Annotated in this window: 26 protein-coding genes; 11 read left to right on the top strand and 15 right to left on the bottom strand. The window is 59.0% G+C overall.

The annotated features are described in order from the left end of the window. Window positions 1–126 precede the first annotated feature (126 nt). The 4 genes from thrC to QE432_RS16765 are packed head-to-tail and all read left to right on the top strand — an operon-like array spanning window position 127 to window position 6,387. A complete protein-coding gene (gene thrC / locus QE432_RS16780) occupies window positions 127–1,524 on the top strand; it encodes a threonine synthase (protein ID WP_306625012.1) in 1,398 nt (465 codons plus the stop codon). Between the two features lie 19 nt (window positions 1,525–1,543). Continuing rightward, window positions 1,544–2,842 (top strand): M16 family metallopeptidase, encoded by a 1,299-nt coding sequence (locus tag QE432_RS16775; protein WP_003511816.1) that lies wholly within the window; start codon window positions 1,544–1,546, stop codon window positions 2,840–2,842. Between the two features lie 33 nt (window positions 2,843–2,875). Further along, window positions 2,876–3,475 (top strand): GNAT family N-acetyltransferase, encoded by a 600-nt coding sequence (locus QE432_RS16770; RefSeq protein ID WP_003511814.1) that lies wholly within the window; start codon window positions 2,876–2,878, stop codon window positions 3,473–3,475. Next, a complete protein-coding gene (locus QE432_RS16765; protein ID WP_003511812.1) occupies window positions 3,472–6,387 on the top strand; it encodes an EAL domain-containing protein in 2,916 nt (971 codons plus the stop codon). Before QE432_RS16770 ends, QE432_RS16765 begins: the two co-directional genes overlap by 4 nt. Before the next feature lie 123 nt (window positions 6,388–6,510). Here QE432_RS16765 and QE432_RS16760 read toward each other — a convergent pair whose 3' ends face one another. The 3 genes from QE432_RS16760 to QE432_RS16750 all read right to left on the bottom strand — a co-directional run bounded on the left by QE432_RS16760 (window position 6,511) and on the right by QE432_RS16750 (window position 8,689). Further along, window positions 6,511–7,617, bottom strand: a complete 1,107-nt coding sequence (locus QE432_RS16760; RefSeq protein ID WP_111803536.1) for a zinc-binding metallopeptidase family protein — start codon at window positions 7,615–7,617, stop codon at window positions 6,511–6,513. Window positions 7,618–7,784: 167 nt separating this feature from the next. Continuing rightward, on the bottom strand, window positions 7,785–7,976 hold the full coding sequence (locus QE432_RS16755) for a CsbD family protein (protein WP_003511808.1): 192 nt from the start codon (window positions 7,974–7,976) through the stop codon (window positions 7,785–7,787). Between the two features lie 107 nt (window positions 7,977–8,083). Then, a complete protein-coding gene (locus QE432_RS16750) occupies window positions 8,084–8,689 on the bottom strand; it encodes a YqgE/AlgH family protein (protein ID WP_003511807.1) in 606 nt (201 codons plus the stop codon). 162 nt (window positions 8,690–8,851) lie between these two features. Here QE432_RS16750 and QE432_RS16745 point away from each other — a divergent pair, with 162 nt between their 5' ends. Beyond that, window positions 8,852–9,700, top strand: a complete 849-nt coding sequence (locus QE432_RS16745; RefSeq protein ID WP_111798846.1) for a protein-disulfide reductase DsbD domain-containing protein — start codon at window positions 8,852–8,854, stop codon at window positions 9,698–9,700. A 123-nt stretch (window positions 9,701–9,823) separates the two neighbouring features. Then, on the top strand, window positions 9,824–10,309 hold the full coding sequence (locus QE432_RS16740) for a peroxiredoxin (protein WP_003511803.1): 486 nt from the start codon (window positions 9,824–9,826) through the stop codon (window positions 10,307–10,309). 66 nt (window positions 10,310–10,375) lie between these two features. On the opposite strand, the gene QE432_RS16735 is transcribed toward QE432_RS16740, so the two are convergent. From QE432_RS16735 to coxB, 12 genes are all read right to left on the bottom strand, one after another. Further along, on the bottom strand, window positions 10,376–10,684 hold the full coding sequence (locus QE432_RS16735; RefSeq protein ID WP_013635620.1) for a Dabb family protein: 309 nt from the start codon (window positions 10,682–10,684) through the stop codon (window positions 10,376–10,378). 128 nt (window positions 10,685–10,812) lie between these two features. Further along, entirely contained in the window at window positions 10,813–11,253 is a 441-nt protein-coding gene (gene rnhA / locus QE432_RS16730) for a ribonuclease HI (RefSeq protein ID WP_003511799.1), read from the bottom strand. After that, a complete protein-coding gene (locus QE432_RS16725; RefSeq protein WP_111789476.1) occupies window positions 11,250–12,218 on the bottom strand; it encodes a homoserine kinase in 969 nt (322 codons plus the stop codon). The genes rnhA and QE432_RS16725 overlap by 4 nt, the downstream gene beginning before the upstream one ends. A 92-nt stretch (window positions 12,219–12,310) precedes the next feature. Continuing rightward, window positions 12,311–13,357 (bottom strand): 4-hydroxy-3-methylbut-2-enyl diphosphate reductase, encoded by a 1,047-nt coding sequence (gene ispH / locus QE432_RS16720; protein WP_019564182.1) that lies wholly within the window; start codon window positions 13,355–13,357, stop codon window positions 12,311–12,313. A gap of 63 nt (window positions 13,358–13,420) precedes the next feature. After that, on the bottom strand, window positions 13,421–14,155 hold the full coding sequence (locus QE432_RS16715; RefSeq protein WP_306627079.1) for an SURF1 family protein: 735 nt from the start codon (window positions 14,153–14,155) through the stop codon (window positions 13,421–13,423). A gap of 10 nt (window positions 14,156–14,165) precedes the next feature. Continuing rightward, window positions 14,166–14,552, bottom strand: coding sequence for a DUF983 domain-containing protein (locus QE432_RS16710; RefSeq protein ID WP_019564184.1), 387 nt, complete (start codon window positions 14,550–14,552; stop codon window positions 14,166–14,168). Between the two features lie 100 nt (window positions 14,553–14,652). Next, window positions 14,653–15,528: a cytochrome c oxidase subunit 3 gene (locus tag QE432_RS16705; protein ID WP_003511788.1), complete on the bottom strand. Its 876-nt coding sequence runs from the start codon at window positions 15,526–15,528 to the stop codon at window positions 14,653–14,655. A gap of 63 nt (window positions 15,529–15,591) precedes the next feature. Beyond that, window positions 15,592–16,221 (bottom strand): cytochrome c oxidase assembly protein, encoded by a 630-nt coding sequence (locus tag QE432_RS16700; RefSeq protein WP_003511786.1) that lies wholly within the window; start codon window positions 16,219–16,221, stop codon window positions 15,592–15,594. 42 nt (window positions 16,222–16,263) lie between these two features. Then, complete coding sequence (locus QE432_RS16695; protein ID WP_013635615.1) at window positions 16,264–16,395, bottom strand: hypothetical protein; 132 nt, start codon at window positions 16,393–16,395, stop codon at window positions 16,264–16,266. Then, entirely contained in the window at window positions 16,395–17,348 is a 954-nt protein-coding gene (cyoE, locus tag QE432_RS16690) for a heme o synthase (RefSeq protein ID WP_113555957.1), read from the bottom strand. Before cyoE ends, QE432_RS16695 begins: the two co-directional genes overlap by 1 nt. A 381-nt stretch (window positions 17,349–17,729) precedes the next feature. After that, the gene (gene ctaD, locus QE432_RS16685) at window positions 17,730–19,439 is read right to left on the bottom strand and encodes a cytochrome c oxidase subunit I (protein WP_003511781.1); all 1,710 of its coding nucleotides are present in this window, start codon (window positions 19,437–19,439) and stop codon (window positions 17,730–17,732) included. 17 nt (window positions 19,440–19,456) lie between these two features. Next, entirely contained in the window at window positions 19,457–20,320 is an 864-nt protein-coding gene (gene coxB, locus QE432_RS16680; protein WP_236762567.1) for a cytochrome c oxidase subunit II, read from the bottom strand. Between the two features lie 441 nt (window positions 20,321–20,761). On the opposite strand from coxB, the gene QE432_RS16675 reads away from it, so the two are divergent. From QE432_RS16675 to QE432_RS16655, 5 genes are all read left to right on the top strand, one after another. Then, window positions 20,762–21,286, top strand: a complete 525-nt coding sequence (locus QE432_RS16675) for an invasion associated locus B family protein (RefSeq protein ID WP_003511775.1) — start codon at window positions 20,762–20,764, stop codon at window positions 21,284–21,286. A 69-nt stretch (window positions 21,287–21,355) separates the two neighbouring features. Further along, window positions 21,356–21,664: a hypothetical protein gene (locus QE432_RS16670; protein ID WP_038490085.1), complete on the top strand. Its 309-nt coding sequence runs from the start codon at window positions 21,356–21,358 to the stop codon at window positions 21,662–21,664. 79 nt (window positions 21,665–21,743) lie between these two features. Continuing rightward, window positions 21,744–23,159 carry a metalloprotease TldD gene (gene tldD / locus QE432_RS16665; RefSeq protein WP_111783275.1) on the top strand — a complete coding sequence of 472 codons (1,416 nt, stop codon included), beginning with the start codon at window positions 21,744–21,746 and terminating at the stop codon, window positions 23,157–23,159. A 275-nt stretch (window positions 23,160–23,434) separates the two neighbouring features. Beyond that, window positions 23,435–23,872 carry a bleomycin resistance protein gene (locus QE432_RS16660; RefSeq protein ID WP_003511773.1) on the top strand — a complete coding sequence of 146 codons (438 nt, stop codon included), beginning with the start codon at window positions 23,435–23,437 and terminating at the stop codon, window positions 23,870–23,872. A 6-nt stretch (window positions 23,873–23,878) separates the two neighbouring features. Beyond that, window positions 23,879–24,553 (top strand): HAD family hydrolase, encoded by a 675-nt coding sequence (locus tag QE432_RS16655; RefSeq protein ID WP_111783276.1) that lies wholly within the window; start codon window positions 23,879–23,881, stop codon window positions 24,551–24,553. Window positions 24,554–24,724: the final 171 nt, after the last annotated feature.

Here is a 24,724-nt window from a genome sequence, read left to right as displayed (position 1 = left end):
TGGTTTTGCTTGAATTTTCAAAAAAGCCCTTCATTACCTCGCCAATCGCCTCATTCCGGCGGGATGCTGCTGATAAAGAGCCGGTAACGGCAACGGACAGACCGGTAAACGACAAGGGACTATCTCGTGAAATATGTATCGACCAGGGGTGCGGCCCCTTCGCTTGGTTTCTGCGACGCGCTTCTGGCGGGCCTTGGCCGTGATGGCGGGCTTTACGTGCCGCGCGAATGGCCCTCCATGTCGAAAAATGAAATCCGCAACCTGCGCGGCAAGTCCTATCAGGACATCGCGTTTGAGGTTCTCTACCGTTTCACCGGTGGTGAAATTCCGGCCGACAAGTTCAGGGCGATGATCGACGACGCCTATGCGACGTTCCGCCATCCGGCCGTAGCACCCCTGACGCAGACCGGGCCGAACACCTTCGTACTGGAGCTTTTCCACGGCACCACGCTTGCCTTCAAGGACGTGGCGATGCAGCTTCTCGCCCGCCTGATGGATTATACGCTGGCTGAGCGTGGAGAGCGCGCCACCATCGTCGGCGCCACCTCCGGCGACACGGGCGGCGCAGCCATCGACGCCTTTGCCGGGCGCGAGCGCACCGACATCTTCATCCTTTTCCCCAATGGCAAGGTCTCTCCGGTGCAGCAGCGCCAGATGACGACCTCCACCGCCTCCAACGTGCATGCGCTGGCGATCAACGGCAATTTCGACGATTGCCAGAACCTCGTCAAAGAAATGTTCAACGACGCGAAGTTCCGCGACGGCGTCAAGCTTTCGGGCGTCAACTCCATCAACTGGGCGCGCATCATGGCGCAGGTGGTCTATTATTTCACGGCGTCCCTGTCGCTTGGCGGTCCCGACCGGAAGATTTCCTTCACAGTTCCAACGGGCAATTTCGGTGATATCTTCGCCGGTTACGTCGCCAAGAAGATGGGCCTGCCGATCGACAAGCTTGTCATCGCCACCAACGACAACGACATTCTGGCGCGCACGCTGAAGACCGGCCGTTACGAGATGCGCGGCGTCACGCCCACCACCTCGCCCTCGATGGACATCCAGATCTCGTCCAATTTCGAGCGGCTGCTGTTTGAGGCCTATGGCCGCGATTCCGCTGCGGTAAAGGCATCGATGGATGGCCTCAAGCAATCCGGCGCGTTTGAAATCCCGCCGCATGCGCTGAAATTCATCAAGAAGGATTTCCGCGCCGGCCGTGCCACCGAAAAGCAGGTGGCGGCGACGATCCGCGATACGCTTGAGAAAACCGGTTACCTGATCGATCCGCATACGGCGACCGGCGTTTTTGTGGCGGAAAAACACGAAAAGGCATCAAGCCCGATGGTGGTCCTGTCCACTGCCCATCCGGCTAAATTCCCGGCCGCCGTAAAATCCGCTTGCGCAATCGACCCGGCGCTTCCAGTATGGCTAGCTGACATTATGAACCGGGAGGAGCGTTTCGACATTCTGGACGCAGAGCTGAAGACGGTGGAAACCTTCATCGGCAGCCACGCACGCGCCGGCAAATAGAGACGCGGAAAGACTTGATATGAGAGTTAATGTGACCCGGCTTTCGTCCGGGTTGACCGTTGTCACGGAAAGAATGCCGCATCTCGAAAGCGTTGCTCTTGGGGTGTGGATCAAATCCGGGTCCCGCAACGAGACGACTGCCGAGCACGGCATCGCCCATCTTCTCGAGCATATGGCCTTCAAGGGTACGGCGCGCCGCACCGCCCGGCAGATCGCCGAAGAGATCGAAAATGTCGGCGGCGAAGTCAACGCCGCGACATCGACGGAAACAACTTCATACTACGCCCGCGTCCTGAAAGACCACGTTCCGCTCGCCGTCGATATTCTTGCAGACATCCTGACGGAGTCGCTGTTCGACGAAGACGAGCTGGAGCGGGAGAAAAACGTCATCCTCCAGGAAATCGGTGCCGCCACCGATACGCCTGACGATGTGATTTTCGACAATTTTTCCGGCGTCGCCTATCGCGACCAGACCATCGGCCGCCCGATCCTCGGCACTCCGGAAACCGTGCAATCCTTCACCAGCGCCCAGATCAGGCATTATCTCGCTCGCAACTATACGACGGATCGCATCTTCGTCGTTGCAGCGGGTGCTGTCGATCACCAGAGCTTTGTGAAGCAGGTGGAAGAACGCTTTGCCTCTCTGCCGCAGCTGCCGGTCACCACGCCGGTTCTCGAAAAGGCGATCTATACCGGCGGGGAAATCCGCGAGACCCGTGACCTCATGGACGCGCAGGTGCTTCTCGGCTTCGAGGGCAAGGCCTATCACGCCCGCGATTTCTACTGTTCGCAAATTCTCGCCAATATTCTTGGGGGCGGCATGTCATCGCGCCTGTTCCAGGAAGTGCGAGAGTCCCGCGGCCTTTGTTATTCCGTTTATGCCTTCCATTGGGGTTTTTCCGACACCGGCATTTTCGGCGTGCATGCGGCGACCGGCGGCAACGACCTCCCGGAACTGATGCCCGTCATCGTCGACGAGTTGCGCAAGTCTTCCCAGACCATTCATCAGGAAGAAATCGACCGCGCCCGCGCACAAATCCGCGCGCAACTGCTGATGGGTCAGGAAAGCCCGGCAGCCCGTGCCGGCCAGATGGCACGGCAGATGATGCTTTACGGTCGGCCCATCCCCAATGAGGAGATGATGGAGCGCCTGAACGACATCACGCGGGAACGCCTGACCGATCTTGCAGGACGGCTGTTTTTCGATACAGTTCCGACATTGTCTGCAATTGGTCCGCTCGAACAGCTGCCGCCTCTTTCAGACATTACTGCCGCGCTTTCCGCGCAGCAGCCCGCAAGGATAAAGGCGAACGGCTGAGGGTTGCGGTTTCTTTCCGTACAGGGATGGTGAATGCTGCGTTTTCTTTCCCGACATAACGACACCCCGGAACTGCGCAGCGCCAACCATCTTCTCAGACTGCCGCGCTATGGCGATTTCAAGCAGTGGCACGTTCTGCGCTCGGAAAGCCGTCAGTTTCTCCAGCCATGGGAACCCACCTGGCGCCCGGACGAACTGACGGAAGGCTCCTTCCGCACGCGTGTGGTGCGCAACGGCCAGGAGTTTTCCTCCGGCACCGCCGTGTCGTTTCTGCTATTCGAGAAGGAGACGTTGCTCGTTGGCGGCATCACCATCGGTTATATCAGGCGGGGTGCTGCACAAAGCTGCATGATAGGATATTGGGTGGGCGAACGCTACGCCGCGCAAGGCCATATGTCTGCCGCATTAAAATTGGTAATACCCTATATCTTCAACGGACTTCAGTTGCACCGTATCGAGGCAGCCTGTATTCCGGAAAACTTCAAAAGCATCCGGCTTCTCGAAAATGCCGGGTTCCAGCGGGAAGGCCTCTTGCGGGAATATCTGAAAATCAACGGCCAATGGCGGGATCATACGATGTTTTCCCTTCTTGCCGACAAGCAAAGCTCCAGTGGAACGAAGTACGATACATGACTTACACTCACTCTGCGCCGTGCCTGTCGAAACGTCTGGCGGCAATTGCACTGGCTGCGCCGTTCTTCCTGTTTTTCCTGCTTTTTTCGTCTCTTTCCTACGCCTTCGAGCCGGTGAAGATTTCCCGTGACGATACGGCGCTCGATCTCACCGCGACAACCGATATCTATGCCAATCAGGGTGAAGCCTTTCAGGTCTCGACCGCGCCCGGTCCGGATGGCATCCGCCGCCGTATCGAGGTGCGCGCCAGCTCCACCGACCATCAGGGCGACTGGGCCGTCTTCGCGCTCGCCAACGTCTCGGAAGAGCAGCTGGAGCGCGTTATCGTCGCACCGCATTTCCGTCTGGTGAATTCCAAGCTGTTCTGGCCCGATCTCGGCTCGCAGCGCATCATCGCGATCACACCGAGCGAAGGCTTTGCGCTTGACCGGCAGCCAAGCCCGGATGCCGACGTCTTCCGCATCACGCTCAATCCCGGCTCCGTCATCACCTTCGTCGCCGAGCTGTCGACCCCGCAATTGCCGCAGATCTATCTGTGGGAACCGGAAGCCTACAAGGATACGATCAACGCCTTCACGCTCTATCGCGGCATCGTTCTCGGCATTGCCGGCCTGCTGGCCGTGCTCCTGACCATCCTGTTCGTCGTCAAGGGAACCTCGGTTCTGCCGGCGTCGGCCGCGCTCGCCTGGGCGGTGCTCGCCTATATCTGCGTCGATTTCGGCTTCCTTGAAAAACTCATCACCGTCACATCCAGCGATCAGCGAATATGGAGGGCGGGCGCCGAAGTGGCTCTCGCCTCCAGCTTCGTGGTCTTCCTGTTCACCTATCTCAATCTAAACCGCTGGCACGCGCATCTGGGTTATGCGACCTTTGCCTGGGTGGTGGGTCTGGCGCTGCTGTTCGGCGTCGCGATTTACGATCCTTCGGTCGCCTCCGGTATCGCGCGCGTCTCCTTCGCGCTGACGGCGACGGCCGGCATCGCACTCATCATCTATCTTGGCTTCAACCGTTACGACCGGGCGATTTTGCTCGTTCCGTCCTGGGCGCTCATCCTCGTCTGGCTGTTCGGCAGCTGGCTGACGGTGACCGGACAATTGGACAACGACATCGTTCAGCCGGCGCTTGGCGGCGGGCTGGTGCTGATCGTGCTTCTGATCGGCTTCACAGTCATCCAGCATGCCTTTGCCGGCAGCGCCTATCAGCAGGGCCTGTTTTCCGATCTCGAACGGCAATCTCTCGCACTGACGGGCAGCGGCGATACCGTGTGGGACTGGGACGTGACGCGCGACCGCATCGTCACCACACCTGACATTTCCAACCGTCTGGGGCTGGAGCCCGGCACGATGCATGGTGCTGCGCGCAACTGGCTGCCGCGCCTGCATCCTGACGATCGCGACCGGTTCAAGGCAACGCTCGACGTGCTGCTCGACCATCGCAAGGGCCGCCTCAATCACGAATTCCGCATTCGCGCTGAAGACGGACATTTCCATTGGCTGCAAATCCGCGCCCGCCCGGTTCTCGGCTCTAACGGCGAAATCATCCGCTGCGTCGGCACCATCACCGACATCACCGAGCAGAAGAACTCGGTGGAGCGGCTGTTGCAGGATGCGATGAATGACAATCTGACCGGGCTACCGAACCGGCAGGTCTTCCTCGACCGCCTGCAATCGATCCTCAACCTCTCTCCTGAAAGCGACGGCGTGCGCCCGACGGTGATGGCGATCGATATCGACCGTTACAAGCTGGTCAACGATACGCTCGGCATTGCTGCAGGCGACAATATTCTCATCGCGCTGACACGGCGTCTGCGCCGCCTGTTGAAACCGCAGGATACGCTGGCGCGTCTCGGCGGCGATGAATTCGGCCTGATCCTGACCTCGGAGCGCGATCCGCAGCGGGTGGCCGATTTCGCCGATGCGGTGAACAAGGCAATCATGGTGCCGATCAATTTCGCCAATCGCGAAATCATCCTCACCGCCTCCATCGGCCTCGTTTCATGGATCGACCAGCAGGAAAGTGCCGCAGGTCTCTTGAGCGATGCGGAACTGGCGATGTACCGCGCCAAGCGCGCTGGCGGAAACCGCGTCGAGCCGTTCCGTCCCGCTTTCCGCACGTCCGGCACCGACCGCCTGCAAATGGAAAGCGATCTTCGCCGCGCCATCGAGCGCAAGGAGCTGTCGCTCGCCTATCAGCCCATCGTCAAGCTTGACGATGGCGCGCTGGCCGGTTTCGAGGCGCTGATGCGGTGGGAACACCCCAAACGCGGCAACATTCCGCCGAGCGAATTCATCCCCATCGCGGAAGCCTCCGGCCTGATCGAACCGCTCGGCATGTTCGCGCTGGAAAGGGCAGCGACCGACCTGATGGACTGGCAGCATTCCATCGAGAAGATGCCGATATTCATCTCCGTCAATATTTCCAGCGCGCAGTTGCTGAATAACGAATTGTATAACGACGTGCGCGGCATGCTGACGCGAACGCGCTGTAATCCGCAGCAGCTGAAGCTGGAGCTGACGGAATCCGTGGTGATGGAAAACCCGGAACAGGCGCGGCTGGTGCTTTCCAAGCTGAAGGAAACGGGCATCAGCCTCGCCATGGATGATTTCGGCACCGGCTATTCGTCACTTGCCTATCTCACCCGCTTCCCCTTCGACACGATCAAGCTCGACAAGGCACTGGTGGCAAATACCAGCGACAAGCGCAACGTGCTGCTGCGCTCCGTTATCGCCATGGCGCGCGCTCTCGATATGCAGGTGGTGGCGGAAGGCATTGAAACGCCTGAGGATGCGGCGGAACTCTCACGCATGAACTGCCATTTCGGCCAGAGCTTCCTGTTCGGCACACCGGTTTCCGGCGATGCGGCGCTGAAGCTTCTGCGGGAGCGGTTCCAGCCGACGAAGCGAGCTTCGTAAGAGGTATTTGGATATGGGGTGGTAAAGGGCTACTCCATCCACCGCCGTCATTCCGGCATTGAGCCGGAATGACGGGAGAAGGAAACGACGCGTTTCCTGACTATGACTTCTTGTGTCTCGTATTCACTGCGCCATCGAGAACTGCTGCATCTGCTGTTGAGGCATCGCGTCGATCCTGCCGTGTAGCAGGTCGTGGATGAATTCCATCTTGCTCACAACAGGCGGGGCCAGCACGAAGGGATAAAGGTCTGCCTCCCCCATGCTGCGCTGGATCGAGTTGATGGCGACGCTGAGCGGAATCCAGGCCTTGACCAGTTGTGCGGCGCTACGGGCATTATAGGGATCGAAAGTGACCTCCGCCGCCATTTCCTCATGTCCATCGGGGTCTATCGCCACGCCAAAGGCGCGCGCGGTTTCCAGCGTATCGACGATGTGAAGATAATGCGCGAAACACTCGGCAAAATCCTCCCAGGGATGCACGGAGGCATAGGCGCTTATGAAAGTTTCCTGCCAGTTGGGGCGCGGCCCCTGCTCGTAATTGCGCTGTAGCGCCGCGGCATAGTCTTCGCGCTCATCGCCGAATACCGCGCGGCAGGCCTCCAGTCGGTTCTCATCACGAACCAGCTTGTTCCAGATGAAATGCCCGACCTCATGGCGGAAATGGCCAAGCATGGTGCGATAGGGCTCGTTCATGTTGGCGCGCACCTGCTCGCGCGTCGCATCATCCACCTCTGCCGCGCGAATGGCGATCAGGCCCTCGTCGTGGCCGGTCATGGCGGGAATGACGGAACCGTCAGGTGCGACCTCGTCGACCAGAAAGTCGAAGACTAGCCCGCCGACAGGATCGGCATCGCGGTTGGGATGCGGCAGGCCGAGACGCAATATCGAATAGAACAAATGCCGCTGTGCTTGGCTGATGCCGCGCCATTGTTCGATGCCCTTATCCGTCGCGATATTTGGCACGAGACGGTTATGGCTGCAGGCCGGGCAAAAGGCGTTTTGGCTTTCCGCCGGCACAGACCAGTTGCAGATGTCGTTCACCTCATTGGCGCAGAACCGCACCTGTCTTTCCGGCTGGGCTACGAGTTGCCAATTCGGCTCACCCGCAGGCGCCAGCGCTTCCATGCAAAGGCGCTCCGGCACGAAGGCCAGACGATGGCCGCAAGAGACGCAGAAACGATTGTCGAAGTGGACCGGCTGGCCACAGGAAGCGCAGGAAAAAAGCTTCATTCATGAAACCCTTGCGGTGGATGAATTGGGTGAAGGCGAATATAAGAGACAAAGGTGAAAGGCGTAACAAACCCGCCCTTCAGGCCCCCAGACGACAAGAGCGCATGTGCGATAACACATGCGCTCCAAAGCACCGCATCAAAGACACGGGAGCCCGTCAGGCGGCATTACATACGATCAACGACACCCTTGACCGCATCCTTGGCCTTGCCGACGTTCTTCTGTACCTTGCCTTCGGTTTCCTGAGCGGCACCCTTGGCGCGCAGCTCGTTGTTGCCGGTTGCTTCGCCGACGTTTTTCTTGACCTTGCCAGCAACTTCCTTGGCTGTACCGGCGATCTTGTCTGATGTGCTACCCATGTTACTGCTCCCTAGTTGAGCCGTACTGTCTGTGCGGCTTTCGGGATTGTTAACGTCAGGGATTGGGATTGGTTCCAGCAGTCGACAAAAGGAGCATCACGAAAAAATCAGGCGTGGCCGGCTTCCGCAGAAAGCATGCGAGCATCCACACCCATAAGCGCAAGCGCCCGCTCGTATTTGTTGTCCAGTCCACGGTCGAAAATCAGCTCTTCCGCCGCCGGGCAATTCAGCCATCCATTATTGGCGATCTCGTTTTCCAGTTGACCCGGACCCCAGCCGGCATAACCCAGCATCATGGTAGCCTTTTGCGGGCCGCGACCGTTGGAAATGGCGCGCACGATATCCAGCGTCGCCGTCAAGGAAATGTCGTCGCTGACCGGAATGCTCGATTCACTTAAATAATCATCGGAATGCAGCACGAAACCCCGGCCGGATTCGACCGGGCCGCCGCACTGGATCGGAAATTCCCGGGTGCGGTTGGGCAGCATGATGGCGTCGTTGCTGTCCACCAGCTTCAGATGCAGCAGAATATCCGTGAAGGTGATCTGTTGCGGCCGGTTGATGATGAAACCCATGGCTCCGGCATCCGAATGGGCGCAGATATAGACCACCGAACGGGCAAAATTGCCATTGTCCAGCCCCGGCATCGCAATGAGGAACTGGCTGTCAAAAAAGCCACGTTCGCGTTTGTCCATCAGGGTTGAAAAGCTCACCGGCGCCTCCAGCTTGCCGAATTCCATCATTGAACGGGAAAGCGGCGTTCGCACTTCGACAAAGCACAGGATGCGGCATCGCGCCCGATCAATCAACCGAAAATGATGAACCGCACGAATTCGTAACTGGTCCATCAGGCGATGTTGGGTTAGACGGAAAGAATGAGCGTCAGGACATTCTTTCGATTTTCACATCTTCGCCTCGCCGTTGCCTTCGCCGCCCTTCTCGGTAGCGGGCAAGTAGCGCAGGCCGAAATTACCGACTGGGCGAGAAGTGAAGGCGGCCAGATGCGTGTGGCAAGCCTTGCCATGGATGCGGACGGCGTGGTGCGCGGCGTGTTGCAGATCGAGCCGAAAGACGGCTGGATAACCTATTGGCGCGAACCGGGCGAAGCTGGAATACCACCCAAGATCACGCTTGATCCGGCAAGCGGTGTAAGCCTGACATCGATGGCCTATCCTGTTCCCAAGCTCATCGAGAACGGCGATATCACCGATATCGGCTACGATCACGCTGTCAGCATTCCCTTTCAGTTGAAAGCCGTGGACGCCAAAGCGGGAGGCAATATCGACCTCACCGCCTTCATCGGCGTCTGCCAGAATATCTGCATTCCCTTTGAGGCGACGTTTTCGATCAGCCGCGGCAATGCGGGCGATGACGACCACGAAGAGCGGCGATTGCTGGAAGAGGCGCGCGAGACGCTGCCAGAGGCTGCATCCGACGATTTCAAGGTTGTCGATTTCCACATCACGCCCGACAAGACCATGCTTGGCGTGCAATTGCAGCTGCCGGAAAACGCGCCGAAAGAGACCGAGATATTCATCGCCGGCCCCTCCGGTTTTGCCTATTATGAGCCGCAGAACCTGGTGCGAGACAAGCGCAAGCTCTCCTTCTACATGAACATCAAGGGCTTGCCAAAAACCTATCAGGTGCAGGGCAACAGCTGGCCCATTCTTGTCAAATCCGGCGATCGGACCATGGAGACCATGCTCAATTTTCCAAAGCCCTGACCGTTCAGGCGGCATATCCCGAAGGGCTGTCTCAGCCATGGAATTTCCCGCCGAAAACCGTATGACAGTTTTCTTTTCCTTGCTCTATAGTCACGCGAACCAAACGGCCATAGGAGCATGGACATGACTATCAAGATCGGCGAAAAACTGCCTTCCGCAACCTTCAAGGAAAAGACCGCCGATGGCCCGGTGGAAACCACCACCGATGCGCTTTTTGGCGGCAAGACGGTGGTTCTTTTCGCCGTACCCGGCGCTTTCACTCCCACCTGCTCGCTGAACCACCTGCCGGGCTACCTCGAAAACCGCGACGCCATTCTCGCAAAGGGCGTGGATGACATCGCCGTCGTTTCCGTCAACGACTGGCACGTCATGGGCGCATGGGCACAATCGTCCGGCGGCCAGGGCAAAATTCACTTCCTCGCCGACTGGGACGCCGCCTTCACCAAGGCGCTCGGCCTCGATGCCGACCTCTCCGGCGGTGGCCTCGGCGTGCGCTCCAAGCGCTATTCGATGCTGGTGAAAGACGGCGTGGTTACATCGCTCAACGTGGAAGAAAATCCCGGCCAGGCGACGGTCTCGGCCGCTGCAGCGATGATCGAGCAGCTTTAAGCCACCTCTCTGTCGTCGCGAATGAAGTACAGTATCCATTAAAGGGCGGTAAAACCGCCCTTTTTTTCACACGTTCATATCAAACACCAGAAGCCCGGCCAGACCGCCATCGGTCAGCGAGACCAGACGTTGACCGACTTCCATGTGTTGCGGGTGCGCCAGATATTCGTCGCGGGCTTCCGGGCTGTCCAGCGTCACGATGAAGCCATCGACGAAACCGCCATTCAGGCCTTCCGGCGAAACGTTCTGGCCGTATTTCACGTCGATTATGCCGGGTATCACGTCCTTGAGGGCCGCAATTGCTTCAAACACCGCGTGTTTTTCAGAGGATGCCGTTGCAGCCTTGAACCGTAAAAATACACAATGCAGGATCATCTGAATGTCTCTCCTCCGCTGGAACATCGTCCAACTGTTTGACGACAAGATAGATCGGGTTTCAGTTTTCACAATCCCTTATCACGGTTGGCCCGGATCAGGGCCGAATGGAAGAAATCAGTCTTCCGTTACCGGCGTTTGAAAGGCTCCATGCCCTTGCGTGCCAATTCGTCGGCGCGCTCGTTTTCCGGGTGGCCGGCATGGCCCTTGACCCAGTGCAGCGTCACTTTATGGCGTTCCTGCGCCGCCTCCAGCGCCTGCCACAGCTCCACATTCTTGACCGGTTTGTTATCGGCGGTTTTCCAGCCCTTCTTTTTCCAGCCGAAAATCCACTTGGTGATGCCATCCTTGACGTAGGCGCTGTCGGTATAGAGATCGACTTCGCAGGGACTTTTCAGCGCGTTGAGCGCCGAGATGGCCGCCAGCAGTTCCATCCGGTTGTTGGTGGTATCGGCCTCACCGCCGGACAATTCCTTTTCGGTCTCGCCATATCGCAGCACGGCACCCCAGCCGCCCGGACCGGGATTGCCGGAGCAGGCGCCGTCGGTAAAGATATCGACATGTTTCATTCGCCAACCAGCCCGTATTCGGCGACATGGCTGATGGAGCGGTGGAACCGCAGCTTGCGCAGATATTCCAGCGGGTCTTTCTTCACCACCAGCGCGCCCGCCGGCGTCGTCAGCCAGTCATAGAGGCGGGTCAGGAAGAAGCGCAGCGCCGAGCCGCGTGCCAGAAGCGGCAAGGCATCCAGTTCCGCCTCGCTCAACGGACGCACTGACTGGTAACCTTCCAGCAGCGCCTTGCCCTTGGTGACGTTATAAGAGCCATCCTTCTCGAAGCACCAGGCATTGAGGCAGATCGACACGTCATAGGCGAGCAGGTCGTTGCAGGCGAAGTAAAAATCGATCAGGCCGGAAAGCTCGTCACCGAGGAAAAAAACGTTGTCCTGAAACAGGTCCGCATGGATGACGCCCGCGGGCAAATCCTTCGGCCAATGGGCGGCCAGATAATCGATTTCCGGGCGGATCTCTTGCTTCAAGCCCTTCTCCACCTCGTCGGCGCGGTCTTCAGACTTGTCCCACAGCACCTTCCAGCCATCGACGGAGAGTGCATTGGGGCGCTTGATCTCGAACCCCTCACCGGCAAGATGCATGGCGGCCAGCGCCTTGCCGACTTCCCGGCAATGTTTCGCTTCCGGTTTTCGCAGCCACATGCCTTCGAGGAAGGAGATCAGCGCCGCCGGGCGGCCGGACAATTCGCCCAGCAGTTCCCCGTCCTTGCGCGGCAGCGGCAAGGGGCAGGACAGACCCTTGGCGGCCAGATGCTGCATGAGACCGAGGAAGAACGGCAGATCGGATTTTTCCACGCGCTTTTCGTAAAGTGTCAGGATCAGCGGATCCTTCGTCGTATGCAGCAGGAAATTGGAGTTTTCGACGCCTTCGGCAATGCCCTTATAGGATGTGAGGCTGCCAACGTCGTATTGTATGAGGAAATTCCTCAGATCATCTTCGGTGATGTCCGTATAAACTGCCAATTTCAAATCTCTTGATGAAGGATGGAGTGAAAATCTGGAGAGGGGATGACATATGCGCGGTAGGAACCACTCACATATCTCGCCATCCCGGTCTAGGCGCCAGTCGCGGCTTTCGGTGGCAGGGCATTGCTGGCATTGCCGTTCACGAAAGCCATGTCGTCCGTCGTCAGCTCGATGCTGCGCAGTTCGCGGTTGACGAGGAAATGTTCCGTTTCCTCCACCGTGACGGCCAGATCGAGCGTCGTATCGAAACGCGCCTTAAATGCTTCGATGATCTCATCAACGATGACCTCCGGCGCAGAAGCGCCCGCCGAAAGACCGACGGTGCGGATATCGCCGATCGCATCCCAGTCGATTTCCGCCGCACGCTGCACCAGAACCGAATGTTTGGCGCCAGCGCGCAGCGCCACTTCCACCAGCCGCTTCGAGTTTGACGAATTGGGCGCGCCGACCACGATGAAGAGATCGCAGCCGGGGGCCGCCTGCTTCACCGCATCCTGACGGTTGGTGGTGGCGTAACAAATGCTGTCGGCGGCTGGCGCCTGAATGGCCGGAAAACGTTCCTGCAACCGGGCAATAACGCCTGCGGTATCATCGACAGACAGCGTTGTCTGGGTAACGAAACCGAGGTTTTCGCGGTCCACCGGTTCATAGGTGCCGGCATCCTCCACCGTCTCGACAAGCGAAACAGTACCTTCGGGCAGCTGGCCCATGGTGCCGATGACCTCAGGGTGACCGGCATGGCCGATCAACACGACATGACGGCCGAGGCGCTGGTGGCGCATGGCCTGCTTATGGACCTTGGAGACGAGCGGGCATGTGGCATCGAGATAAAACAGGTTGCGCGCCTGCGCATCCTCCGGCACGGATTTGGGCACACCATGGGCAGAAAAGACCACCGGCTGCTCGCGATGCTCGGTGGGGATTTCGTGCAGTTCCTCGACGAAAATAGCGCCCTTGGCTTCCAGCCCCTCGACCACGTATCGGTTATGGACGATTTCGTGGCGGACATAGACCGGCGCGCCATAGGCTTTCAGCGCCAGCACGACGATCTGGATCGCCCGATCCACGCCCGCGCAAAAGCCGCGCGGTCCGCACAGCCTTATCGTCAAAGGGGGTTTGGAAACGGCGATGTTCATTCGTGCTCCTTGGCGTGCTCCTTGCCCTTGCCCGGTAGCCAGCCTTACCGGACAGGGCGCGCGTTATTCACCTTGCGCCTTACCGTTCCGGAAATAGGCAAAACCGGCGACGATGACAAGGGCCGCCGCCAGACCATACCACGTTATCGCATATTGCAGGTGATTGTTGGGCAAATCTATCAGCGTCACGCCGCCCTGTGGCCAGCCGCCGGGGTTCGGCGCATCGTCGGCATCCACGAACAGGTTGCCCAGCCTGTTGGGCGGGATATCGGTGCTCGACGCCATGGCCGCCAGATCCTTCCAGTAGAAGATGTTCTTGGCGATATCGTTATCCGGCAGCAGGGAAGACGGTTTTGCAACGAGCGGCGCGCGCGCCAGCCCCTTGATCTCCACCTCGCCAGCGACCTGCCCTTCAGGCCGCTTCGTCGCCTCCTTCATCTCAAACGGCACGAAGCCGCGATTGACGAAGAGGATGCGGCCATCGGCAAGCGACAGCGGAGTATAGATGTAATAGCCGGTTCTGCCCTGGTGGGTGGCGAAGAAATGCCGCTCGCGGGCATGATCGAAAACGCCGGAAACGTTGACCCTGCGATATTCAATTTCGTCGCCGCTTTTGGCAATGGCTTCGATCTGCGAGAGCGTGGCCGGACTTGCGTTGCGCCGCGCCTCGATATCGGCAATCAGCGCTTCTTTCCAGTAAAGCCGCTTCACCTGCCATGTGCCTAGCCCGAGAAGGATGGCAAGTGCCAAAAGGACGAGCGGCGCGGCAAACCAGATGCGTCTTTCCGCCGCCTTCATGTGGGAAACCTCATTCACGATCAAGCCTGCCTTCGCTTGCATTGTTGCGGTATTGCAGCGCAATCATGATGCCCTTCATCTTGCGTAGCAGCACGAGGGAGACGATCACCGCAAAAGGCAACCAGAGCATGACATGCACCCAGACGGGCGGCGCAAAACGCTGATCGAACCAAAGCGCCAGCCCGACGACAAGGAAACCGACGATCAGCATGACAAAGACGGCCGGGCCTTCACCCGCATCGGCAAAGCCGTAATCCAGCCCGCAAGCACTGCATGCGGGTTTCGGGGTCAGGAAGCCGTCGAACAGCCTGCCATTGCCGCAACGCGGGCAGCAGCCCTTCAGCCCGACTTTTATTGGGTCCACCGGCGCAAAGCCGCCGTTTCCGGGTTCAGACATGATGGCCTCCCGCCTTGGGCCGGTTAAACCTCCGTCCGGCCCGCCTGTTTAAACACAAAGGGCGGCAGATGCCGCCCTCCGAGTCAGAAAACAAACCGCATCACTCCGCCAGCGGCGCGCCCCAGCCGCCCCAGATGTAGATCGCGAAGAACAGGAACAGCCAGACGACGTCAACGAAGTGCCAGTACCAGGCAGCCGCTTCGAAGCCGAAATGCTGTTTCGGCGTGAAACCGCCGGCAATGGCGCGCAGCAGGCAGACCAGCAGGAAAACCGTGCCGACGAAAACGTGGAAACCGTGGAAGCCGGTCGCCATGAAGAAGGTCGCGCCATAGATCGAGTTCTTGAAGTCGAACGGGGCGTGCATGTATTCGTAAACCTGCACGGTCGAGAACAGGACGCCGAGCGCAACGGTGAGGACGAGACCGGTGATCAGCCCCTTGCGGTCATTGTGCAGCAGGGCATGGTGCGCCCAGGTGACGCAGGTGCCCGACAAAAGCAGGATGACGGTGTTGTAGAGCGGAAGGTGCCAGGGATCGATGACCTCGATGCCCTTTGGCGGCCACTGACCGCCGGTATATTCGAGGCGGGACGCCTGAATGGCCTCGTGCGGATAAAGGCTGGCATCGAAATAGGCCCAGAACCACGCGACGAAGAACATCACCTCAGAGGCGATGAACATGATCATGCCGTAACGCAGGTGAAGCGAAACGACGCGGGTGTGGCTACCCTCATTGGCTTCCTTGATCGTGTCTGCCCACCATGCGTACATGGTGTAAAGCACGATGACGAGACCGATATAAAACAGCCAGGGATTGGCCAGTTCCATGCCGAACAGCTTGAAGGAGCCAGCCGACAGGTAACGCATGTAACAGACGCCGCCGAAGGTCAGAATGAAGGCGCCGATCGAGGCCAGAAGCGGCCAGGGGCTTGGATCTATGATGTGGTAGTCGTGGTTCTTCTGATGCGTATCTGCCATGTGTGACAATCCCCTGGTATCTCTTCCCAGACCCGGCCCTGCTCAAAAGGCCCGAGTCTCCTCTCACAATTTGCTTTCGCCAGATTCAGTCTTTACCGGCAAGGACGCAACCGGTTTTTCGGTTTTGGCCGGATAAAACGTATAGGACAGCGTCAAAGTATGAATGTTCTTCGTTTCGCGCGCCGTGGCGATATCCGGATCGATGAAAAACACCACCGGCATTTCGAGCGTTTCGCCCGGCTGAAGCGTCGTTTCGGTGAAGCAGAAACACTCCACCTTGTTGAAATAAGCGCCTGCTTCCATGGGCGTGACGTTAAAGACCGCCGTGCCCGTGGTTGCCACCGCTGAGCGGTTCGTCGCCTTGAAATTGATCTGTACCGTCTCGCCGATTTTCGGCGTGACCAGCTTGTCGACCGGGCGGAAATCCCAGTTGAGGCCATTCGACGTATTGGCGTCGAAGGTGACGTTGATAGTCTTGTCGAGAATGACGTCGGAATATTGCTCGACGCGCTGGGTCGTGCCGTTATAGCCAGTGACGCGGCAGAACAGGCTGTAGAGCGGAACGGCGGCGTAGGCCATGCCGATCATAGCGCAGAAAAACACGAGACAGAGCACGAGGATGGAGCGATTGCTCACCCGCTGCGTGCCGGCCGTTGCCTTGTCTGCCCCGATATTTGCCCCAGTATTCGCCATGTCCCCCTCCTCTCCTCCGATCATGCCCTCACTGTCAGGCCGTCAATGCGAGCCGATCTTGATGATGGTGATGACGTAAAACAGCACCACCAGACCGGCGAGCAAGACGCCGAGCGCGACGTTGCGCCCGCGCCTCGATTTTTTCTGCGCCGCGCTCAGTTCCACGGTTTCCATCAAAAAACTCCCGAAATCACGGCTTTCAGGGCCGGAGCGAAATGATCGGCCAAAAGGCCGGAGAAGATGGCGAAGAGGTAAAGCACCGAATAGGCGAACATCTTCTTGGCGGGCAGCATTTTTTCGTCACCGTCAGGCATGCGCCGGACATCGAGCGAACAGTACACAAAGATCGCGCTCAGCACGGCGGCGAAAATGCCATAACCGAGGCTCGCCAGACCGGTGAAATACGGCGCGACCGCAACTGCAGCCGTCAGCACCGCGTAGACGATCATCTGGTTCTTGGTGGAGCGCTCGCCCGCCACATTCGGCATCATCGGAATGCCGACGGAGCCGTAGTCGCGCATCTTGAACAGCGCCAGCGCCCAGAAATGGGCTGGTGTCCACAAGAAGATGATGAGGAAGAGGATGACGCTATCAAGCGAAACGCCGCCGGTGACGCAAGCCCAGCCAAGCATGGGCGGGAAAGCGCCGGCAGCACCACCAATGACGATGTTCTGCGGTGTCGAGCGTTTCAGCCACATCGTATAAACGACGGCGTAGAAGAAAATGGTGAAGGCGAGCAGTCCGGCGGAGAACCAGTTGACCGCAAGCCCGAGGATGACCACCGAAAAGGCCGAGAGCGTCAGCCCGAAGGCCAGCGCCTCGCCAGGTGCTACGCGGCCGGACGGGATCGGCCGCTTGGCGGTGCGGCTCATCACGGCGTCGATGTCTGCATCGTACCACATGTTGAGCGCGCCGGATGCGCCGGCACCGACGGCAATACAGAGAATGGCGATGAGGCCGAGGACCGGGTTGATGTGGCCCGGCGCCAGCACGAGGCCCGCAAACGCCGTGAAGACGACGAGCGACATGACGCGCGGTTTCAGCAACTCGAAATAATCGCGCGCGCCGGCTTCCGAAAGTTCGGAGCTTTCCAGGCCAAGCAATTCGCGATTGTCGATGACGGTCATTTCGTATCCTGTTTTTCTTCAGATGCCGCTTGCCGCGGCATCCCTTGCACCAGCCCGAAAACAGAGTGTCGTTTTCGGCGTGCACGGTGCGTCAATTCATTGGTCCGAACGTTCCGGCACGGGCAGCACCGGGGTCAAAGACCCGATGCCATGCGCCTGGCATATCGCCACGCCCGTTCCGTCGCCCTGCTACGTCTGCCCATTCATAGTGGCAGTACTTGGCTTTTATCATGTCGCACGAAAAGCTTCGCTTGGACAAAATGCCTCACGCAGCAGCAGACTCCGTCCGCCTCAAGGGAAACGGCGCGGATAAGCCCACACCATCCCCTCTTTTCAGCTTCCGGAGTTCGCAAGCCCTGCCTGCGCACTCCGGTCCGGCATTCAGCGAATGCGCGGAAGCTGTTCCCACTGGTGGTATGGCGGCGGAGAGGACAGCTGCCATTCGAGCGTCGTCGCACCTTCACCCCAGGGATTGTTGCCAGCGATCCGCTTCTTGGCGAAGGCTTCCCAAACACCGAAGAGGAAGATCAACACGGCAACGGCCGAGATATAGGAACCATAGGAAGACACCAGGTTCCAGCCGGCATAGGCATCGGGATAATCGATGTAACGACGCGGCATGCCGGCAAGGCCGAGGAAGTGCTGCGGGAAGAAGATCAGGTTCACGCCAACGAACATCACCCAGAAGTGCAGCTTGCCGATGAACTCGTTGTACATGTAGCCGGTGATCTTCGGGAACCAGTAATACCAGCCGGCGAAGATCGCGAAGACCGCGCCGAGCGACAGAACGTAATGGAAGTGCGCCACGACGTAGTAGGTGTCGTGCAGCGAACGGTCGAGACCGGCATTGGCGAGCTGGACGCCGGTGACACCGCCGACCGTGAACAGGAAGATGAAGCCGATTGCCCAGACCATCGGGGTCGAGAAGGTCAGCGAACCACCCCACATCGTCGCGATCCACGAGAAGATCTTGATACCCGTCGGCACCGCGATGACCATGGTTGCGAAGACGAAATAACGCTGCGCTTCCAGCGAAAGGCCGACCGTGTACATGTGGTGCGCCCACACGATGAAGCCGACAGCGCCGATGGCGACCATGGCGTATGCCATGCCGAGATAGCCGAAGACCGGCTTCTTGGAGAAGGTGGACACGATGTGGCTGATGATGCCGAAGCCGGGCAGGATCAGGATGTACACTTCCGGGTGGCCGAAGAACCAGAACAGGTGCTGGTAGAGGATCGGATCACCGCCGCCTTCCGGCGAGAAGAATGCCGTGCCGAAGTTACGGTCGGTCAGAAGCATGGTGATGCCACCAGCCAGAACCGGCAGGGAAAGCAGCAGCAGGAATGCGGTGACCAGAACCGACCAGGCAAAAAGCGGCATCTTGTGCAGCGTCATGCCCGGAGCGCGCATGTTGAGGATGGTGGTGATGAAGTTGATGGCGCCAAGGATCGAGGACGCGCCGGCAACGTGCAGCGAGAAGATCGCAAGATCCACCGCCGGTCCCGGCATGCCGTTGGTCGAAAGCGGCGGATACATGGTCCAGCCGCCACCCACGCCGTAACCGCCCGCCGGACCTTCGACGAAAAGCGACAGGAGCAGCAGGATGAACGCCGGAACGATCAGCCAGAAGGAAATATTGTTGAGGCGCGGGAAAGCCATGTCAGGAGCGCCGATCATGATCGGGATCATCCAGTTGGCAAAGCCGCCGATCATCGCCGGCATGACCATGAAGAAGATCATGATGAGCGCGTGCGCTGTCGTGAACACGTTGAACATGTGCTTGCCGCCGTCGATGGCAGCATCACCCTCGAAGCCGTAGACCATGGAGGCCAGACCGTGGAAGATCTGGATGCCCGGCTCCTGCAACTCCATACGCATGACAACCGAAAGCCCGCCACCGATGATGCCCGCCATGATGGCGAAGATCAGGTAGAGCGTGCCGATGTCCTTATGGTTGGTCGACAGGAACCAGCGGGCGAAAAAGCCCGGCTTGTGGGAATGATCATGCGAATGATCATCATGCGCGTGCCCATCATGAGCGGATTGACCATGCGAGTGATGATCGTCGTGTGCGGAAGGTCCAGCCATTGTCGTCACTCCAGGTCTCAGTTGGTTTCGTTGGCGGCAACGTCGACCGTGCGCGGAGCGCCATCGACGGAGGCCATCAGTGCCCGGTTCGCGCCGTTCAGATCTGAAGCGGCGGCGGCGTGCCAGGCACTGTACTGCTGTTCGGAAACCACCCGAATGGCGATCGGCATGAAGGCGTGGTCCTTGCCGCAAAGCTCGGAACACTGGCCGTAATAAAGGCCTTCCTTCTCCGGCTTGAACCAAGTTTCGTTGAGGCGGCCCGGAACGGCGTCGATCTTAACACCGAAAGCGGGCATGGCGAAGGCGTGGATGACATCCGTAGGCGCCGCCGTCACCAGAAGGCGAACGGTCTTGCCGACCGGAACGACCATTTCATTGTCTACCGCGAGAAGACGCGGGTAGCGGGCCTTGTCCTCCTTGCCTGCAGCTGCACGATCCTGCTCTTTAAGCAGATAGCTGTCGAAGGCGAGCGGCTCGGCGCCCTCGGCAGCCTTGTATTCGTAGTTCCAGAGCCATTGCGTCGCAGTCGCCTTCAGCGTCAGATCAGGGTTTTCCGGCTGCGTCAGCTGCGCGTTCAGAAGATTGAACGACGGGAAAGCGAGGAACAGGAGAATGAGAACCGGCGCAAGCGTCCACACCACTTCGATCGCGGTGTTGTGGCTGGTCTTGGACGGCACCGGATTTTTCGCTGCACGGAATTTCAAGGCGACGATAATGAGCAGCGCAAGAACGAAAAGCGTAACCGGAACAATGAACCAGAGCGTATATTGTTCAAACCAGCGTATTTCGTGCATGATCGGCGTGGCGGCCTCCTGCATGCCCATTTGCCAATGCACCGGCTGATCGGCGTGGGCGCCGACAGCCGTGAGCAGACAGGTCATCCCCGCCAATGCTGCGTAAATCCTATTCGTCACGGTACCCTCTCCCTCACGCGTCTGATCTTGATCAATTACAGACGCAGAATCCATGCTTATGGTACTAACTTCAAACCACAGTTTGTCCTCTGCCGCAATATGCGTAAGGACACGGATGTCAGCCAATTTCACCATTGTTCGTCGCAGCCGAGTTTCCCATGTCCCGTATCCTGCAAGATATTTCAGGCGCGCTTGGCAATGGTCAAAATCCGGCGCAGCCCCTGCTGGCAGCGCTTTTGCAGCAGGCTTCAGCCAACAGGCACCGGCTGCCGCACGGTCAAATCAGGCGCCTGCACCCGGCAACAGGTCCTATTTCCGCCCAACTCGGCTGGAATTGAGGTACCAAGGCTTTTTTTTCCGGATTATGGCGTCAAAATAGCCGCACTGATTCGAATCCCAGAGGTATCCATGCGTCTTTCCCCGCTCGCGCGCACTTTTCTTGCCGCCGCCGGTCTTGCCATCATCGCTCCCGCCGCAGCGGCGCTGGCGCAACAGCAGCCGCCCGGAACGCCGAAGTCGACGCATGGAGCATGGTCGGTGATCTGCGACAAGCCGGCAGGCGCATCCGAAGATCAATGCGCCCTGATGCAGAACGTGATTGCCGACGACCGCCCAGAAGTGGGGCTTTCGGTGGTGGTCCTGAAAACCGCGGACCGCAAGTCGCGCATCCTGCGTATCCTCGCACCGCTTGGCGTGCTCCTGAAGGACGGCATGGAGCTTTATATCGACAACAACAATATTGGCCGCGCCTATTTCACCCGCTGCTTCTCCGAAGGCTGCTATGTCGAGGTCGATATTGACGACGAGCTGCTGAAGGTTCTGCGCGCCGGCAAGAACGCGGTTTTCGCGCTGCGTGAATCCGTCGATCAGGATCGTGTCGGTATTCCGATCGAGCTCACCGGCTTTGCCGAAGGCTACGACGCGCTTCCTTAAGCAATAAGGTTGAATCCGAGAGACTAAAACTCTACCATGAAAGTATTGTTTTAACTATTTTCGGATATCATGAAATATAGAAAACCGGTAACCCTCCGTCAGTTTTGCGGCGTTTTTCTGGTACTTCTACTATTTGCTTTTGCGGTGAGCTTTGCTCATGAAAGTGGCCTCTTGCCCGATTTCATGGTAGGAAACGCGCAGCCGCAAATGCTGATTATGATTGTCACTGGGAATATTCTGTCGCAGTTCCACTGGGAACGCGTCGTGCCGAATCCGCCTGAGCACTGGGGACGTCTGACGTTGCTGGTTCTTCTCCATAGCGTCCCTGTCTATGTGGCCATGGCTTTTTTCGTGCATCTCATATTCAAGCTGACTTGAGCCAAATCACGCTTTGGCTTGCCACCGACGCCCCACAATCCTACATGCTTGCCAGACACTATTCAGTTTGGAGCCTCCCATGACCAACGACCTTGTAAATCTCTTCGATTGCGACGAGACGCAGTTGCGCAAGCTGGTCGCGGAAGCGCTCACCGGCGCAGACGATGGCGAGTTGTTCATCGAACATGCGCAGGCCGAATCGCTGACCTTCGACAACGGCCGCCTCAAGGGCGGCTCCTTCAATACCGACCAGGGTTTTGGCCTGCGCGCCGTTGCCGGCGAGACCGTTGGCTACGCCCATGCGGGCGAGCTGTCGCAGGCTGCGCTGAAGCGAGCTTCGGATGCGGTTGGCGCCGTGACCAGAGGGTATTCCGGTTCCTATGCCGCAGCCCCGCAGCGCACTAACAAAAAGCTCTATGGCGACGAAAACCCGATCGGCAGCCCGAGCTTCGAGGAGAAGGTGAAACTTCTCACCGATATCGACGCCTATTTGCGCGACAAAGACGCGAATGTCCGACAGGTGACGGCGACGATTTCCGCAAGCTGGCAGGTAGTGGATATTCTGCGCGCCGATGGCCATCGCGTCAGCGATGTCAGGCCCATGACCCGTATCAATATTTCCGTGGTCGCAGGTGCAGGCGACAGGCAGGAAAGCGGCTCCTACGGCATTGGCGGCCGCGTCGGCTTTGGCGATTTCATTACCACGGAGAACTGGCAGCGCGGTGCGGACGAAGCGCTGCGCCAGGCGCTCGTCAACCTGACCGCCGTCGATGCGCCGGCCGGCACCATGGATGTGGTTCTCGGCTCCGGCTGGCCCGGCGTCATGCTGCATGAGGCTGTGGGCCATGGCCTCGAAGGCGATTTCAACCGCAAGAAAACCTCGGCCTTTGCCGGCCTGATGGGCGAGATGGTGGCAGCCCCGGGTGTTACTGTGGTGGATGACGGCACCATCGACAGCCGCCGTGGTTCGCTCACCGTCGACGACGAGGGAACACCGTCGGCCTATAATGTGCTGATCGAGAACGGCAGGCTGGTGGGATACATGCAGGACCGCCAGAACGCCCGGCTGATGGGTGCAAAGGCGACAGGCAATGGCCGCCGGCAGGGTTATGCCTATGTGCCGATGCCGCGCATGACCAACACCTACATGCTGTCAGGCGACAAGACGCCCGAGGAGATCATCTCCTCCGTCAAGAAGGGCATCTATGCCGTTTCCTTCGGTGGCGGTCAGGTGGATATCACATCAGGCAAGTTCGTGTTCGGCTGCACCGAGGCTTATCTCATCGAGAACGGCAAGATCGGCGCGCCGGTGAAGGGTGCAATGCTGATCGGCAACGGGCCGGACGCAATGAAGCGCGTCTCGATGATCGGCAACGATTCGAAACTGGACACCGGCATCGGCAATTGCGGCAAGGCCGGGCAATGGGTGCCGGTTGGCGTCGGCCAGCCGCATCTGCGCATGGACCAGATCACCGTCGGCGGCACGAAGGCGTAGTTCCGGCCTCGAGCCGGAATCCAGCCTATCCGCGTCCGCTTGGCGAGATGAGTCTTTTCAGCCCAAGGACCTGGGCTGACTGGATGCCGGATCATGCCCGGCATGAGGTGAGAAAAGCTGTGGCAGGGCGAAAAGTTGAACCTGCTTCAGCCCACAACTCCGCACATGGCTGCCATGATGAGGATTCCTCTGGCAAGTCACCCGGAAGACGATAATATCGCCCCATCACCGCAGGCCACGCCTCCCGTCGCCGGGCCTGCGCGGCAAAGGAGACCATGACCATCATACGAAATGCCCTCGTCCCGGAACTAGCCGTCAGCGACTGGCAGAAAAGCCGCGCTTTTTATTGCGACCTGATCGGTTTTCATGTGGTTTATGAGCGCGCCGAAGAGGGCTTTGCCTATCTGGCGCTGGGTGATGCGCAGCTGATGATCGACCAGATCGGTGCGACCCGGACCTTCGTGGCGGAAAATGCAGCGCTTGAATTTCCGCTGGGCCGCGGCATGAATCTGCAACTTGCCGTTCCTTCCCTGCTGCCCATCCTCGCGCGGCTTGAGCGGGCCTCGATCGATCTTGTCCTGCCGTCAGAGGAAAAATGGTACAGGCGCGGCACAGTCGAGGTCGGTAACCGGCAATTCATCGTTGCCGATCCGGACGGTTACCTGCTCCGCCCGTTCGAAAGCCTCGGCGAACGCCCCTTCCGGTTCGGTTGAGCCGCCATGCTGCCTTTTCTCCCGCATGCAGTCGTTTTCGACATGGATGGATTGCTGATCGAAAGCGAGACGCTTTATCGCGATTCCTTTCTGGCCGCGTCAGATGAGGGCGGCCACGGAATGCGGGTCGAGACCTATCAGAAGGTCTGCGGCAGCCCGTGGGATGTCATTACCGGCACCATTTTCGCCGATTATGGCGCGGATTTTCCGATCGACAGCTTCCGTGACGCCTGGCTCCGGCATCTTGCCGTGATGATGGCGGAAGGCGTGGCGCTGAAACCCGGCGTCGTCGAAATCCTCGATCTTCTCGACAGGCTCGATATACGCCGCGCCATCGCCACCTCCTCGAGGCACGATTCCGTCACGCGCCATCTCGGCCCCTATGACCTGCTCAAACGTTTCGATACCATCGTCGCCCGCGGCGACTATTCGGAGCCGAAGCCGTCGCCCATGCCATATCTTACTGCCGCAAAACGTCTCGGCATCGATCCGGGTCGTTGCCTGGCGCTGGAGGATTCCTGGCACGGCGTGCGCTCCGCCTCCTCGGCGGGCATGATGACGATCATGGTGCCGGATGTCGCGCCGCCGACCGAGGAAATGCGGGAAAAATGTATCGCCGTTTCAAGCGATCTTCATGCGGTTGCCGGTCTCCTGCAAGAGGCGCCGTTATCAGAGGCATGAAGGCGCGGCGCATGCCTTTAGCCATTGGTCTTTATGGTGCCTCACATATAGGCTGGCAGGCCGATCCTGCCCGAATTCAATTATCGGCACATCCATAAACGGAGCGGCGCTGATATTGCTCGCTCTTTGCGCATTTCAGATTACCCTGCGGCAGGTCATGACGCCGGTGGC

This window comes from Agrobacterium sp. SORGH_AS_0745 (genome assembly GCF_030818995.1).
Classification (GTDB): Bacteria; Pseudomonadota; Alphaproteobacteria; order Rhizobiales; family Rhizobiaceae; genus Agrobacterium; species Agrobacterium tumefaciens.
This window is presented reverse-complemented; position numbering and strand designations above follow the sequence as displayed.

Bases quoted from the DNA above. Each gene is read 5' to 3' on its own strand.
- QE432_RS16775 (WP_003511816.1), top strand. From the start codon at position 1,544: ATGAGAGTTAATGTGACCCGGCTTTCGTCCGGGTTGACCGTTGTCACG.
- QE432_RS16770 (WP_003511814.1), top strand. From the start codon at position 2,876: ATGCTGCGTTTTCTTTCCCGACATAACGACACCCCGGAACTGCGCAGC.
- QE432_RS16765 (WP_003511812.1), top strand. From the start codon at position 3,472: ATGACTTACACTCACTCTGCGCCGTGCCTGTCGAAACGTCTGGCGGCA.
- QE432_RS16760 (WP_111803536.1), bottom strand. From the start codon at position 7,617: ATGAAGCTTTTTTCCTGCGCTTCCTGTGGCCAGCCGGTCCACTTCGAC.
- QE432_RS16755 (WP_003511808.1), bottom strand. From the start codon at position 7,976: ATGGGTAGCACATCAGACAAGATCGCCGGTACAGCCAAGGAAGTTGCT.
- QE432_RS16745 (WP_111798846.1), top strand. From the start codon at position 8,852: ATGAGCGTCAGGACATTCTTTCGATTTTCACATCTTCGCCTCGCCGTT.
- QE432_RS16740 (WP_003511803.1), top strand. From the start codon at position 9,824: ATGACTATCAAGATCGGCGAAAAACTGCCTTCCGCAACCTTCAAGGAA.
- QE432_RS16735 (WP_013635620.1), bottom strand. From the start codon at position 10,684: ATGATCCTGCATTGTGTATTTTTACGGTTCAAGGCTGCAACGGCATCC.
- rnhA (WP_003511799.1), bottom strand. From the start codon at position 11,253: ATGAAACATGTCGATATCTTTACCGACGGCGCCTGCTCCGGCAATCCC.
- ispH (WP_019564182.1), bottom strand. From the start codon at position 13,357: ATGAACATCGCCGTTTCCAAACCCCCTTTGACGATAAGGCTGTGCGGA.
- QE432_RS16715 (WP_306627079.1), bottom strand. From the start codon at position 14,155: ATGAAGGCGGCGGAAAGACGCATCTGGTTTGCCGCGCCGCTCGTCCTT.
- QE432_RS16710 (WP_019564184.1), bottom strand. From the start codon at position 14,552: ATGTCTGAACCCGGAAACGGCGGCTTTGCGCCGGTGGACCCAATAAAA.
- QE432_RS16705 (WP_003511788.1), bottom strand. From the start codon at position 15,528: ATGGCAGATACGCATCAGAAGAACCACGACTACCACATCATAGATCCA.
- QE432_RS16700 (WP_003511786.1), bottom strand. From the start codon at position 16,221: ATGGCGAATACTGGGGCAAATATCGGGGCAGACAAGGCAACGGCCGGC.
- QE432_RS16695 (WP_013635615.1), bottom strand. From the start codon at position 16,395: ATGGAAACCGTGGAACTGAGCGCGGCGCAGAAAAAATCGAGGCGCGGG.
- cyoE (WP_113555957.1), bottom strand. From the start codon at position 17,348: ATGACCGTCATCGACAATCGCGAATTGCTTGGCCTGGAAAGCTCCGAA.
- ctaD (WP_003511781.1), bottom strand. From the start codon at position 19,439: ATGGCTGGACCTTCCGCACACGACGATCATCACTCGCATGGTCAATCC.
- coxB (WP_236762567.1), bottom strand. From the start codon at position 20,320: ATGACCTGTCTGCTCACGGCTGTCGGCGCCCACGCCGATCAGCCGGTG.
- QE432_RS16675 (WP_003511775.1), top strand. From the start codon at position 20,762: ATGCGTCTTTCCCCGCTCGCGCGCACTTTTCTTGCCGCCGCCGGTCTT.
- QE432_RS16670 (WP_038490085.1), top strand. From the start codon at position 21,356: ATGAAATATAGAAAACCGGTAACCCTCCGTCAGTTTTGCGGCGTTTTT.
- tldD (WP_111783275.1), top strand. From the start codon at position 21,744: ATGACCAACGACCTTGTAAATCTCTTCGATTGCGACGAGACGCAGTTG.
- QE432_RS16660 (WP_003511773.1), top strand. From the start codon at position 23,435: ATGACCATCATACGAAATGCCCTCGTCCCGGAACTAGCCGTCAGCGAC.
- QE432_RS16655 (WP_111783276.1), top strand. From the start codon at position 23,879: ATGCTGCCTTTTCTCCCGCATGCAGTCGTTTTCGACATGGATGGATTG.